The sequence below is a fragment of the Mycolicibacter icosiumassiliensis genome, assembly GCF_900078685.2.
GTDB classification, from domain to species: Bacteria; Actinomycetota; Actinomycetes; order Mycobacteriales; family Mycobacteriaceae; genus Mycobacterium; species Mycobacterium icosiumassiliensis.
Window position 1 is genome coordinate 2,086,869 of sequence record NZ_LT546166.1, and the last position, 13,051, is coordinate 2,099,919.

A 13,051-nucleotide genomic window follows, 5' to 3' on the forward strand; every position below is an offset into this window, starting at 1 on the left:
AATCCATGTTCGGACTTGTCGATGTCGTCGTGGTGGCGGCCCTGGTGGCGTGCGGGTACGCGCTGTGGGTCCGCCGCCACACCTGGGGTTCGCGCTGGGACACCAATCCTTCGCGCGTCCTGCTCCTCATCGGTTGCGCGGGACTGCTCATGTCCCCGTTGGGGCCCACGCATGTCGACCCGCTCCTACATCGCGTGTCCGGGTTGTGGAACGTCGCGGGCCTGCTCGCCGTGCTCTGCATGTTCGCTGCGGTGGCGGTCATGTTCGAGCACCTGGCGACGCGGTTGACCGACGAGGACCAAGCCCGGTTGCTGGGGCGCCGCCACCTCACGACGCCGTTGAAACTCGGTCTGCCGCTGACGGTCGTGGTGTTCTGCGTGGCCGATCAAGGACATCCCGAGTACCTGGATGTCTTCGCCCCCCGCGGCCCGTGGTTCGCGGCGTATTGGGCGCTGGGCGCCGCGTTGGCGCTGTATCTGTTCGGGTTCACCGGCCGGATACTGCTGCCCTTGCGCAGCGATCCGCGCTCGAAGACTTCCGTGCAGTACTACCTGGTGTGGGTCGTCTTCAAAGTCGCAGCGATCATCGCGCAGTTGACTTGCGTACTCCTCGGCAGTGCGGTCACGCTGCCCACCTGGATCTGCGCAGGCGTGAGCGCCGCCGCGTTCAGCTACGCATCCGTGCTGTCCTGGCGCGCCCGAACCGACTGGTTCAAGCCCGTCCGGCCGCCAGCGCCCGAAATCGCCGGGGACTGAACGCGATCAGCAGCCCTTGAGGCGCACGGCCAGATAGTCGGAGACCGCGTCGATGGCCACCCGCTCCTGAGACATCGTGTCGCGCTCACGCACCGTGACGGCATGGTCTTCGAGCGAGTCGAAGTCGACAGTGATGCAGAACGGGGTGCCGATCTCGTCCTGGCGCCGGTAGCGCCGGCCGACCGCGCCGGCGTCGTCGAACTCCACGTTCCAGGACTGACGCAACTCGGCGGCCAGATCCCGCGCCTTCGGCGACAGGTCGGCATTACGCGAAAGCGGCAGTACGGCGGCCTTGATCGGCGCGAGCCGCGGGTCGAGCCGCAGCACGGTGCGCTTGTCCACCCCGCCCTTGGCGTTGGGGGCCTCGTCCTCGTGGTAGGAGTCGACCAGGAAGGCCATCAGTGAGCGGGTCAGGCCGGCTGCCGGTTCGATCACGTACGGGACGTAGCGGGTGTCGGTGCCCTGGTCGTAGAACGACAGGTCCACACCGGAATGCTCCGAGTGCGTGGTCAGGTCGAAGTTGGTGCGGTTGGCGATACCCTCCAGCTCACCCCACGGGTTGCCGGCGAAACCGAACTTGTACTCGATGTCGGTGGTGCCGTCGGAGTAGTGCGACAGCTTCTCGCGCGGGTGTTCGTAGAGGCGCAGGTTCTCCGGATTGATACCCAGGTCGATGTACCACTGCAGGCGGGTGTCGATCCAGTACTTGTGCCACTCGGCTGCGGTGGACGGCTCGACGAAGAACTCCATCTCCATCTGCTCGAACTCACGGGTCCGGAAGATGAAGTTGCCGGGGGTGATCTCGTTGCGGAAGCTCTTGCCGATCTGGCCGATTCCGAACGGCGGCTTGCGACGTGCCGTGGTCACCACGTTGGCGAAGTTGACGAAGATGCCCTGCGCCGTTTCGGGCCGCAGGTAGTGCAGGCCCTCTTCGGACTCGATCGGGCCCAGGTAGGTCTTGAGCATCATGTTGAAGTCACGGGGCTCGGTCCACTGACCCTTGGTACCGCAGTCCGGGCAGGCGATCTCGCTCATCGGCACGGAGTCTGGATCCACGGCGGTGCCGCCGGTGCTCTTCTTCAGTGCCACCGCTTCCTGCATGTGGTCCTGGCGGTGCCGCTTGTGACAGTTAAGGCACTCCACCAGCGGGTCGTTGAACACCGCGACGTGCCCGGAGGCCACCCACACCTGACGCGGCAGGATGATCGCACTGTCCAAGCCAACGACGTCGTCGCGGGACGTCACCACCGAGCGCCACCACTGTCGCTTGATGTTCTCCTTGAGCTCCACCCCGAGTGGCCCGTAGTCCCACGCCGATTTTGTGCCGCCGTAGATTTCGCCCGACTGGAAGACCAGGCCACGTCGCTTGGCCAGATTGGCAACGGTGTCGATGATGGACGCCACGAGGGGGTGCACTCCTGTCTTGACGGGACCGCGCCGGCGATGCCGACACGCAAAACATCAGTCATCGTATCGACACCGCCGGAGTTCTTTGACATGCATCACCACGCATGGAACAGTGGGTGCCAGATGAAAACGATTTCCAACGCGTGCGGAGGTGGTGCTGTGCCCTCCTCAGCGTCTGGTCTGGTGGCCGACGGTCACCAGCACACCGGTCCGGCCTTCCCCGCGCCACCGCCGCGGGAGATCCTCGACGCCGCCGGGGAATTGCTGCGCGCGCTGGCCGCCCCGGTGCGCATCGCGATCGTCTTGCAGCTGCAGGAGTCACACCGCTGCGTGCACGAACTCGTCGACGCGCTGGGAGTGCCGCAGCCGCTGGTCAGTCAGCACCTGAAGATCCTCAAGGCGGCCGGGGTGGTGGCCGGGGAACGTTCCGGCCGCGAGGTGCTCTACCGGCTGGCCGATCATCACTTGGCGCACATCGCCATCGACGCGGTGGCCCATGCCGGTGAGGACCGTTGACCGCCCCCGGCGTGCGCTCCACCCGGCAGCGGGCGGCGATCGCGGCATTGCTGGAGACCGTCGACGATTTCCGGTCGGCCCAGGAGCTGCATGACGCGCTGCGTGAGCGCGGCGAGAACATCGGACTGACCACCGTCTATCGCACATTGCAGGCGATGGCCACGGCCGGGCAGGTCGACACCCTGCGTTCCGACACCGGCGAATCGGTATACCGGCGCTGCTCGGATCATCATCACCACCACCTGGTGTGTCGAGACTGCGGGGCCACCGTCGAAGTGGGCGACCGCGAAGTCGAGGAGTGGGCGGCCCGCATCGCTGCCGAGCACGACTACTCCGACGTCGGCCACACCATCGAGATCTTCGGCACCTGCGCCGACTGCCGGAAGTGATCCCCACACGCCTTTAGGCGCTGAGTACATCCCGGATGTCGACGCCTTTGGCCAGCACCAACAGGACCAGCGTGCGCAGCGCGTCGTCGGTCAGGCCCGAACCGGGAAAGTTGTAGCGCAGCATCACATCTGCGGACTCGGCATCCTTCTCGACCAGGCTGACGGTCCCGAGCTGGCTCAGGGCCGCCTGCTCGGCGGCGCGCTTGCGCAGCTGCTTGGTCAGCGGCAGATCCCACCCCAAGATCTGGGTGAGCGACACCAGCTCGAGATCCTCGGCGATCGGCACCACCCGCAACGACGCCAGCGTGCCGTCGTGGCGGACCGTCAGCGCACCGTCGGGCTCGGCATCAACGGCCAGCACCTCGGCGAGCACCGTGGCAAGGCGGTCGGCCAGCGCCGTCATCACGCCGTTCCGAACCGGCGCTGCCGCGAGGCGTACTGCTCGCAGGCCTCCCACAGGTCGCGGCGGTCGTAGTCCGGCCACAGCTTCTCTTGGAAGATGAACTCGGCATAGGCCGCCTGCCACAGCATGAAGTTCGACGACCGCTGCTCCCCCGAGGTGCGGATGAGCAGGTCGACGTCGGGCATGTCGGGCCGGTGCAGATGCCGCGCGATGGTGGCCTCGTTGATCCGACTCGGGTTCAGCTTGCCCGCCACCGCCTCCTGCGCGATGGCCTGGGCGGCTTCGGCGATCTCGGTGCGCCCACCGTAGTTGACGCAGTAATTGATGGTGATGACGTCGTTGCCGACGGTCATGTCTTCGGCGATCTCGAATTCTTTGATCACGCTGCGCCACATCTTCGGCCGCGAACCCACCCAGCGCATCCGCACGCCCATCGCGTTGAGGTTCTCGCGGCGCCGACGCACCACCTCGCGATTGAACCCCATCAGGAAGCGGACCTCCTCAGCGGAGCGCTTCCAGTTCTCGGTGGAGAACGCATACACCGTCAGCCACTTGATGCCGAGTTCGATAGCACCGCAGGTGATGTCGATCAACACCGCCTCGCCCATCTTGTGCCCCTCGGTGCGGCCCAACCCGCGCTGGGTCGCCCAGCGGCCGTTGCCGTCCATGACGACAGCAACGTGGTTAGGCAGCGCCTCGGCGGGGATCTGCGGGGCTACTGCTTTGGAGGTGTGCTGCGGCGGGCGGCACGGCCCACCGCCCGGCGGCGACGGCAGCTGCGGGAAAATCACCGGCCAAGTGGACTTGTCCGGGAACACCGGATAGTCGTCGGGTGCGGCGGGCAGCTGCGGGAAGACGACCTTCCGGTTGGCCCGATTCAACACCATGCGCCCTATCTTTCCCGATCGGTTCGGCGCCGCCCGCGGCGACCATGCGGTCGCCGCGGCGGCTTACCGGACATACCGACGATCAGGAACCGGCACTCAGATCGATCGCGACGAAGTCCAGGCGCCACAGCGACTGGAACAGCTTGCGCCCGAACTTCTCCAGGTCCGCGGCGCTGGCGCGAGCCGGGCCACCGGCCTGCGCCAGGTCCGCGGCGATCTGACGAATGCTGCGACGACCATCGATGCTCTGAACAAACGGCAGCTGAGCCGGGTTCAGCGGCATCCGCCAGCCGGAACGGAAGATCTCGTTGCCGTTCAAGCCGCACTTGAAGCGGAACAACGGCACGTAGTCGAGGCTCTCGGGTGTCGAGAAGTCGATCGTGTAGCTGCTCTTGGGCCGCTCGGGCCGGGTGGCAATGAAGAAGTGCCGCGCGTTGAGGGTGTGGATGCGCTCCATCACCGACCAGATCTTCTCCTCCGGCAGGGCGTTCACCTTGTCGTAGAAGCCGGAGTTCGGCACAGCCACATCGTGGGCGTAGTACGGCGCCTTGAGCAGCCAGCCCTGGAAGTCCAATCCGGCCGAGGTGGCCAGATCGATGCAGCCGTCGACGTCGTAGCTCTTCGCCCGACCGTGCAGGAACGTGTCCACCAGGCCCGAGTCCGAGGCCAGGTCGCCGGCGATCTTGAGGTACGGCTGAACCGGGTGGTCCTGCGACAGCAGGCGGATGGCCTGGCGGACGGTCTGAATGGACTCGTCGCTCTGCTCCAACCCCAGGTCCTGGAAGACCGTCTCCAGGATTTCGATGCCGATCCGGCCGTAGCGCGCGTAGAGCATGATGCCGGCGACACCGTCGGGCCGCAGGCGCTCTGCGATCGCCTTCATGCCCACCTTCGGGTCTGCCATGTGGTGCAGCACGCCCGTCGAGATCGCCAGGTCGAAGTCCTGCCCCAGCGTGGACAGCTCCTCGATCGGCAGCTGGCGCAGCTCCAGGTTCCACAGCCCGTGCTTGTCCTTGAGGTACTGCTGGTGCCCCAGCGACGACGCGCTGATGTCGACGGCCACCACCTTGGCCTGGGGGTTGTTGTAGGCGAAGACCGCCGCCTGGTTGGTACCGCAGCCCGCGATCAGGATGTCGAGGTCGGGACGGTACTCACGATCCGGCCACAGCACCCGGTGCGCGTGGCTCGGGTCGAACCACTCCCAGTTTCCGGCCGACCATGCCTGCAGGTCGTTGATGGGCGGCGGGTAAGTCCACCGCTCATACTGCCGGGAGACGACGTCTGCACGTGGATTCTCGGTCACTTCTTTGTGGCTCCTTGTCGAGTTGCCCCCCGCCGGATCGGATCAGACTTTAGCGGGAGCAGTTTTGGCCGGTGCGGCGCGGCTCACAATCGGCCGCCGTTACCGCCTCGCCCGCCCAGACCGCCCTGGCCGCCGGCACCACCCTTGCCGCCTTGGCCGCCCTTACCGCCCTTGCCGCCCTGGCCACCTTTACCGCCCTGGCCGCCGGCGCCTGGCGCACCGTCAGCACCATTGGCGCCGTCCGCACCATTGGCGCCGTCGGCGCCATCGGCACCGTCCGCCCCGGGGCCGTGCCCCGGCAACGGCGCCGTAATCCCGGCAGCTGGGCCGGGGTCGACGCTCCGCGCGCAGGAAGCCACGGCCGGCATCATTCCCACGACGAGCAGCGCTCCGGCCGCCGCACCGATACCGGCTCCAAAGCCCGGTGTCGTCCTGTGCGCCCAGCGCCCCCACCCGGTGTCGTGAAACATTCGGCCTGCCTTCCTGATTGAACCTAGGGATCGTAAAGTCGCATCAGCCTACCGCCGACGCCCGAATAGTCCACCGAAACGGACGCAATCCCCAGGTCGGTGCCAGGTGGATCAGCCGTCGCTGCCGGTCGGCCGGGGTTGAACCTGCGTCTCAGCGTCGACGTCGTGCCCGGCCGGCCGCTGCTGAACCCGCTCCACCAACGGCAACGTTCGCAGCCGACGTTCCAGGTGCCACTGCAGATGCGCGGCCACCAATCCGCTGGCATGGCTACGATGCGCCGCCGTGGAAAGCTCGGCGACCTCCCAGTCGCCGTCATGCAATGCCGACATCAGATCCAGCACACCCATCGGCGGGGTGGTCGAACCAGCCGGGCGGCAGTGGCCGCAGACGCTGCCACCGGCCGCGCCGTGAAATGCCCGATGCGGACCGGGGGTCGCGCAACGGGCGCACTCGGTCAGTGCCGGCGCCCACCCGGCCACCGACATGGCACGCAGCAGATAGGCGTCCAGTACCAGTTCACGGGAGCGTCGACCGTCGGCCACCGCGCGCAGCGCACCGACGGTGAGCCGGTGCAACGCCGTCGCCGGGGCTCGCTCAGCACCGGCCAGGCGTTCCGCGGTCTCCAATATCACGCAGGCGCAGGTGTAGCGGCCGTAGTCGCTGACGATGTCGGTGGCGAACGCGTCCACCGACACCACCTGGGTGACGATGTCGAGGTTGCGGCCGGGGTGCAGCTGCACGTCGATGTGGGCGAACGGCTCCAGCCGGGCACCGAACTTGCTGCGGGTACGACGCACCCCCTTGGCCACCGCGCGGACCAGCCCATGGTCGCGGGTAAGCAAAGTGACGATCCGGTCGGCTTCGCCGAGCTTGTGCTGGCGCAGCACCACCGCCCGGTCCGGACGGTTCAGCCGCTTGGCGGCGATGGCGGCGGCGACACTCTCGGGCGCGATGCCTAGCTTCGATCCGAAGCCGCCGCCGATATAGCGCGAGATGATCCGGACCTTGGACTGGGACACGCCCAATGACTTGGCAAGCTGCTGCGATGACCCACCCGCCCGCGGCGTCCGGCACCCGCTTCCCCACCCTCACCGAGCAGCTTTACCAGCTGGCCGCCGGCGAGATGACCTCTGTCGACCTGGTGCGTCGGGCGCTGCACGCCATCGACGCCAGCCAATCCACGCTGAACGCCTTCCGGGTGGTGTTCACCGAGTCGGCCCTGGTCAGCGCCGCTGAAGCCGACCGGCGTCGGGCCGCGGGCCACCGCGCGCCGCTGCTGGGCATCCCGATCGCAATCAAAGACGACACCGACATCGCGGGGGTGGCCACCTCGTTCGGCACCTCCGGGTACGTCGAGCCCGCCGGCCACGACGCCGAGGTGGTGCGTCGACTGCGGGCCGCCGGCGCGGTGATCGTGGGCAAGACCAACACCTGCGAGTTGGGCCAGTGGCCGTTCACCAGCGGCCCCGGGTTCGGCCACACCCGCAACCCCTGGTCCCGCCGGCACACTCCCGGCGGGTCGTCGGGGGGCAGCGCCGCCGCAGTGGCCGCGGGTTTGGTCGCCGCAGCCATCGGATCCGATGGAGCCGGCAGCGTGCGCATCCCCGCCGCGTGGACACATCTGGTCGGCATCAAGCCGCAGCGCGGCCGCATCTCCACCTGGCCGCTGCCGGAGGCGTTCAACGGGCTGACCGTCAACGGGATCTTGGCCCGCACCGTCGAGGACGCGGCGCTGGTGCTGGACGCGGTTTCCGGAAATGCCGACGGCGACCTGCACAAACCACCGCCTATGCGGGTCTCCGACTATGTGCGGACCGCGCCGGGGCAGCTGCGTATCGCGTTGTCGACCCAGTTCCCCTACACCGGGTTCCCGGCTCGGCTGGATCCGGAGATCAGGGCCGCGCTGGAACGCACCGCCGAGCAGCTGCGGCTGCTCGGGCACACCGTGGTCCCGGGGAACCCCGACTACGGGCTGCGCCTGTCCTGGAATTTCCTGTCCCGGTCCACCGCCGGAGTGTGGGGCGCCGCCAACGGCCTCAGGGGCGGAGTCAGCCTCGACCCACGGACCTTGGCCAATATGCGCACCGGCCGGCTGCTGTCGCAGGCCGTGCTGCGCAAGGCCCGTGCCCACGAGGCCCAGGATCAGCGCCGGGTGGGCTCGATCTTTCGCATCGTCGACGTGGTGCTGGCGCCCACCACCGCCCAGCCGCCACCACTGGTGAACACCTTCGACGACCTGGGCAGCTGGGAGACCGACCGCGCCATGATCGCCGCCTGCCCGGTGACCTGGCCGTGGAACCTGCTGGGTTGGCCGTCGATCAACGTGCCGGCCGGGTTCACCTCCGAGGGGCTGCCGATCGGAGTGCAGTTGATGGGTCCGGCCAACAGCGACGGCTTGTTGGTCTCGCTGGCCGCCGAGCTGGAGGGCATCAACGGCTGGGCGGCTCGGCAGCCCACACCGTGGTGGCGTACCGAGCCCAGCCACAGCTCGTAAGCACCCCAGAACGCCGCTAGCTGCGGCTTCAGCGGGTTGCGCGGAGGTCGGCTAAGCTTGGCCAGTCTTGACTTAGGTCTTCATATCCCCGTAAAGGTGCACTGGTGAAAGGCGTCCGCAAAATGGCCTCTCTGTCCTTGACCAGGCTCGCTGTCGCAGCTGGCAGTCTGGCTCTTTCGCTCTCCGCCGGAGCCGGGTTCGCGTCCGCGAGCCCCGACCTCGGCCCGATCATCAACACCACCTGCAGCTACTCGCAGGTGCACGCGGCGCTGGTCGCGGAGAACCCGTCCGCAGCCGCCGAGTTCGACGCCAGCCCGAACGGGCCGGGCATGCTGCAGATGTTCCTGAACGCGCCGCCGGCCAAGCGGCAGCAGATGGCCGGCATGGTCCAGGCCATGCCGGAGGCTCAGCAGTACGTCGGCACCATCACTTCGGTCGCCAACTCCTGCAACAACTACTGAGCGGATCCCCGCGGTGGGTCCGCGCAGCAAGGTCCTGATCACCGCCGCGGAGCTCACCGAGCTCCTGCGGGCCGGTGATCCGGTAACCGTCCTCGACGTCCGCTGGAGCCTGGAAGCGCCGGACGGGTATCAGGCATACCTTCACGGCCACGTTCCGGGTGCGGTGTACGTCTCGCTCGAAGACGAGTTGTCCGACCACACCGTGCCCGGCCGGGGCCGCCATCCCCTGCCGACCGGCCGCAATCTGGAAGCCGCAGCCCGCCGATGGGGGGTACGGCGTCATCGGCCGGTGGTGGTCTACGACGACTGGTACCGGGCCGCGTCCGGGCGGTTGTGGTGGTTGCTGACCACCTCCGGGGTGGCCGATGTGCGCATTCTCGACGGTGGCCTGCCGGCGTGGACGTCGGCAGGCGGTGAGCTGCAGACCGGCGAGGTGACACCTGAGCCGGGCAACGTCACCCTGCTTCCCGAAGACCTCTACGACGGCATCCGGCCCACCCTGACCGCTGACGAGGCCGGCGACGGTGCCCGCACCGGCACCCTGGCGCTGCTCGACGCCCGCTCCCCCGAGCGATTCCGCGCCGAGGCGGAGCCGATCGATGCGGCCGCAGGTCACATCCCGGGCGCGAAGAACCTGCCGTTCACCGCCCTGCTGGCCGCCGACGGGACCTTCCTGCCCGACGACGCGATCGCCGGTCTGCTGGCCGCCCGCGGTATCGGTGCCGACAACACGGTGGGCGCCTATTGCGGTTCGGGGATCAGTGCCACGGTGATCGTCGCGGCACTGGCCGCTGGCGGCCGCTCCGCGGCCATGTTCCCGGGGTCATGGTCGCAGTGGAGTGCAGATCCGTCCCGGCCGGTGGCACGCGGCGAGCACTAAGACAGGTGGAAGGCCGCCGGATCGGGGCTGCCCAGCATCGCCTTCATCGTGGTGCGGTCGAACGGCCACAGGTCGACGGCGCCGCCCTCGGTGAGGTACCAGGAATTGCAGCCGGTGTTCCACACTGTCGGGCCCATCGCGATCGCGACGTCGTCGTTGAACCGGGTGGTGGCCTGGTCGGTGACCTCGGCGGTGGTCAGCTCGCCGGCCCGGAACTTCGCCAGCCACTGCGCGATGTAGTTCGCGGTCAGCTCCGAGGTGTACTGCAGGGAGATCGAGCCGGTGGGCGAATTAGGCCCCAACACCGTGAATAGGTTCGGGAAGCCGGGAATCGCGGTCATCTGGTAGGCGCGCGGGCCCTTCGCCCAGGCGTCGTCGATGCTGATCCCGTTCCGACCCTGCAACCGCATGGGGCGCATGTAGTTGTGGGCGTGGAAGCCGGTCGCCAGCACGATCACGTCGGCGTCGCGGTGGGTGCCATCCACAGTGCGAATACCGTTCGCGGTGACTTCGGCAATACCGTCGGTGACCAGGTCGGCGTTATCGGCGCCGATGGCCCGGTAATAGCTTCCCGACACCACCTGACGCTTGCACAACGGCTCGTAGTCCGGCTGGAGCTTGGCCCGTAACGTTTTGTCGCGCACCTGGATTCGCAAGCAGGCCCGGGCGTAGGCCTGCACCGCCCGGCGGCGCCATGTCGGACGGGTGGTGACATCGGTCAGCAACGCCGAGCCGCCGAACGCCATCAACCGGTAGAGCCGGCGATGCAACTTCGGCAAGCGTGCCAGTACCGCGCCGACACCCGGCAGTTGCCGCAGTGACATGGGTGCCCACAGGATCCACTGCGCCGAACGCACATAGTGCTCGATCGATGCGGCGTCGGGCTGCAACGCGGACACCACCTGCACACCGGTCGATCCGGTGCCGATCACCGCGATCCGCTTTCCGTTGGTGTCGAGATCGTCGTCCCAACGGGCGGTGTGCACCACCGGGCCGGCGAAGTCGGCCAGCCCGGGGATCTCGGGGATGACCGGGTGGTGCAGCACTCCGGTCGCGCAGATCAGGAAGTCGGCGACCAACTCGTCACCGGCAGCGGTGGTGACAATCCAGTGCCGGTGCTCATCCCAGTGGGCGTCGGTGACCTCGGTATCGAGCCGGATCAGCTCCGCCAGCCCGAGCTCGTCGACGACGTCGCGGTGATACCGCTGAATCGCCGCGCCGGTGGCCCAGGTGTGCCGCCAGTCCGCCTTCGGCGCGAAACCGAACTGGTAGATCTGCGAGGGCACGTCACACCGCAGACCCGGGTAGTGATTCCAGTACCAGACCCCGCCCACGTCGGAGCCCTTCTCCAGCACGGTGATATCGGCGAAACCCTGCTCACGCAGAACGTGGGCGGTGGTGATACCCGCGACGCCCGCCCCGATGATGATGACGCGGGGCTCACGTTCGGTCACGAGGCCGGACTCTCCGGGTGGGCGTGATGAGCACGGGCCTGCCGGTCCACCCGCTCGATGTAGGCGCTGCGTGCTGCGGTGTCGAGGGACGTCAACGCCCGCCGATCATCGACCAGGCGCCGGGCCAGACTCTGCAGCCACTCGGGCACAAACGCGGTCATCGACCACGCGGGAGCCACCCAGCGGGGCACCGACCGGCGAGCGGCACGTGATCGCAGCACCGCCAGGATCGCCGCGGCCACATCTTCCGGATCGACCGTCGGCATGCCGCCGCCGAGCGGGGCGCCGGAGGTCAGCTCGGTCCGCACCGCCGACGGCAGCACCGCCGAGACCGCGACACCGGTGCCGGCGTACTCGCGCCGCGCAGACAGCGATGCCCCCAGGGCCGCGAATTTGCTCGCGTTGTAGGTGACCATGCCCGGCACCGGAATCATGCCGGCCATCGAGGCGACGTTGACGACATGGCCGCGGCCACGTCGGGCCATGCCGGGCAGCACCGCCTGCATACCGTTAAGCACACCGCGGATATTGACGTCCAGGATCAGGTCCCTGACCTGCTGCGTCTCAGCTTCGAAGGCTCCGAGCGGCATCACCCCGGCGTTGTTGATCAGGATGTCCAGTGGGCCCCCCGCATCGGAGTCCGTCTCGATGCGCGCCAGCATGTCTTGCCAGGACGCCGCGCTGGTCACGTCGAGCCGGCCACCGCAGACGCCGAGTTCGGCGGCGGTCGCCAGGCAGGTGTCCTCGTCGACGTCACCGATCCACACGCGGGCGCCGTGGGCGGCGAGCAGCTTGGCGGTGGCCGCCCCGATCCCGCGGGCGCCACCGGTGATCAGCACTCGGGCGTCGCCGACCGATTGCTTCGTCGTCATGGGCTAGTCGCGCAGCGCCGACACCGCATCGACCAGCAACTGGCGTGCCCGGTCGGCGTCGACCATCGTCGGCGGCTGGCCGCGGACCGGCTGCGGGTTCGCGGTGACCTGCACCAGCGCGCTGCCCAGGTAGGCGGTGAAGGTGTAGGACTCGCGGGACTGCTGCTGGCCGTCCTTGCCGGTGATCTCGATCTCCGAGTGCGAACCTGTCGTCGTCGCGTGGTCGATCTGCGGCGCGTCTACCTCGTCGAGGTAGCCGGTGAGCTTTCCGGCGTTGAACGAGACGTGCTTGCACTTCTCGGCGCCCGCGGCGTCATAAGGCAGGTCCTGCTCGGCCTGCATGGCTATCGCGACCAGCTGGTTGCCGTTGCCCAGGATCGAGACCATCGACATCTTGCCCCGGATGCCCTTCGGCGGCCGGCCGCTGCTGGCGGCGTAATCGGCGCAGTCGGCGGGATCGAACGTCACGCCGGGCGGCATCTTCTGCGGCCCGAGGATCTTCGGGTCGATGTCGTTGGGACCCTTGGTCTGGGTCTTGAAGTCCGAGCCGAACGTCGACTGGACGTTGAACAGCTTGGTGGTGTCGACCGGCTTTTGGCTTCCCCCGCAGCCGGCAAGTGCTTGCGCACACACGATGAGGCCAACCGAGGAGACAAGCAACGACTTGCGTACGGGCATCCAAGGAATCTACCAATGCCGATTCCCCGGCCGCGGGCGGTGGCCGTCGGCGTTCGGGCGCGATACGCGCCAATCCGCCCC

The 13,051-nt window shown here is 68.1% G+C and carries 15 protein-coding genes; 6 read left to right on the forward strand and 9 right to left on the reverse strand.

Annotation, left to right across the window (positions count from 1 at the left end; all coding sequences use genetic code 11):
- The first annotated feature begins 5 nt into the window (after positions 1-5).
- A complete protein-coding gene (locus BN4346_RS33890) occupies positions 6-755 on the forward strand; it encodes a hypothetical protein (RefSeq protein ID WP_067971493.1) in 750 nt (249 codons plus the stop codon).
- A 6-nt stretch (positions 756-761) separates the two neighbouring features.
- Here BN4346_RS33890 and BN4346_RS33895 read toward each other — a convergent pair whose 3' ends face one another.
- Positions 762-2,159 (reverse strand): glycine--tRNA ligase, encoded by a 1,398-nt coding sequence (locus BN4346_RS33895; protein WP_067972376.1) that lies wholly within the window; start codon positions 2,157-2,159, stop codon positions 762-764.
- Positions 2,160-2,285: 126 nt separating this feature from the next.
- Here BN4346_RS33895 and BN4346_RS33900 point away from each other — a divergent pair, with 126 nt between their 5' ends.
- Together BN4346_RS33900 and BN4346_RS33905 are read left to right on the forward strand one after the other, a co-directional pair.
- Positions 2,286-2,678: an ArsR/SmtB family transcription factor gene (locus BN4346_RS33900; protein ID WP_067971496.1), complete on the forward strand. Its 393-nt coding sequence runs from the start codon at positions 2,286-2,288 to the stop codon at positions 2,676-2,678.
- Complete coding sequence (locus BN4346_RS33905) at positions 2,675-3,067, forward strand: Fur family transcriptional regulator (protein WP_067971497.1); 393 nt, start codon at positions 2,675-2,677, stop codon at positions 3,065-3,067. Before BN4346_RS33900 ends, BN4346_RS33905 begins: the two co-directional genes overlap by 4 nt.
- Before the next feature lie 13 nt (positions 3,068-3,080).
- On the opposite strand, the gene BN4346_RS33910 is transcribed toward BN4346_RS33905, so the two are convergent.
- The 5 genes from BN4346_RS33910 to recO form a co-directional block, all read right to left on the reverse strand.
- On the reverse strand, positions 3,081-3,470 hold the full coding sequence (locus BN4346_RS33910) for a hypothetical protein (RefSeq protein WP_067971498.1): 390 nt from the start codon (positions 3,468-3,470) through the stop codon (positions 3,081-3,083).
- Positions 3,470-4,357, reverse strand: coding sequence for a decaprenyl diphosphate synthase (locus BN4346_RS33915; RefSeq protein ID WP_067971499.1), 888 nt, complete (start codon positions 4,355-4,357; stop codon positions 3,470-3,472). Before BN4346_RS33915 ends, BN4346_RS33910 begins: the two co-directional genes overlap by 1 nt.
- A gap of 82 nt (positions 4,358-4,439) precedes the next feature.
- Complete coding sequence (locus BN4346_RS33920; protein ID WP_067971503.1) at positions 4,440-5,660, reverse strand: class I SAM-dependent methyltransferase; 1,221 nt, start codon at positions 5,658-5,660, stop codon at positions 4,440-4,442.
- An 83-nt stretch (positions 5,661-5,743) separates the two neighbouring features.
- The gene (locus BN4346_RS47265; protein ID WP_078058592.1) at positions 5,744-6,130 is read right to left on the reverse strand and encodes a hypothetical protein; all 387 of its coding nucleotides are present in this window, start codon (positions 6,128-6,130) and stop codon (positions 5,744-5,746) included.
- A 111-nt stretch (positions 6,131-6,241) separates the two neighbouring features.
- Positions 6,242-7,150: a DNA repair protein RecO gene (gene recO, locus BN4346_RS33930; RefSeq protein WP_208863238.1), complete on the reverse strand. Its 909-nt coding sequence runs from the start codon at positions 7,148-7,150 to the stop codon at positions 6,242-6,244.
- A 26-nt stretch (positions 7,151-7,176) separates the two neighbouring features.
- Here recO and BN4346_RS33935 point away from each other — a divergent pair, with 26 nt between their 5' ends.
- From BN4346_RS33935 to BN4346_RS33945, 3 genes are all read left to right on the forward strand, one after another.
- Positions 7,177-8,625, forward strand: coding sequence for an amidase (locus BN4346_RS33935; protein WP_078058594.1), 1,449 nt, complete (start codon positions 7,177-7,179; stop codon positions 8,623-8,625).
- Positions 8,626-8,747: 122 nt separating this feature from the next.
- Positions 8,748-9,086 carry a hemophore-related protein gene (locus BN4346_RS33940; RefSeq protein ID WP_067972383.1) on the forward strand — a complete coding sequence of 113 codons (339 nt, stop codon included), beginning with the start codon at positions 8,748-8,750 and terminating at the stop codon, positions 9,084-9,086.
- 13 nt (positions 9,087-9,099) lie between these two features.
- Positions 9,100-9,966, forward strand: coding sequence for a sulfurtransferase (locus BN4346_RS33945; protein WP_096867514.1), 867 nt, complete (start codon positions 9,100-9,102; stop codon positions 9,964-9,966).
- Here BN4346_RS33945 and BN4346_RS33950 read toward each other — a convergent pair.
- From BN4346_RS33950 to BN4346_RS33960, 3 genes are read right to left on the reverse strand one after another with little or no spacing between them, the layout of a single operon-like run.
- Positions 9,963-11,420: a flavin-containing monooxygenase gene (locus BN4346_RS33950; protein ID WP_067971510.1), complete on the reverse strand. Its 1,458-nt coding sequence runs from the start codon at positions 11,418-11,420 to the stop codon at positions 9,963-9,965. The two genes, BN4346_RS33945 and BN4346_RS33950, sit on opposite strands and share 4 nt — an antisense overlap.
- The gene (locus BN4346_RS33955) at positions 11,417-12,292 is read right to left on the reverse strand and encodes an SDR family oxidoreductase (RefSeq protein WP_067971513.1); all 876 of its coding nucleotides are present in this window, start codon (positions 12,290-12,292) and stop codon (positions 11,417-11,419) included. The genes BN4346_RS33950 and BN4346_RS33955 overlap by 4 nt, the downstream gene beginning before the upstream one ends.
- A gap of 3 nt (positions 12,293-12,295) precedes the next feature.
- Entirely contained in the window at positions 12,296-12,970 is a 675-nt protein-coding gene (locus BN4346_RS33960; RefSeq protein WP_067971516.1) for a DUF5642 family protein, read from the reverse strand.
- Positions 12,971-13,051: the final 81 nt, after the last annotated feature.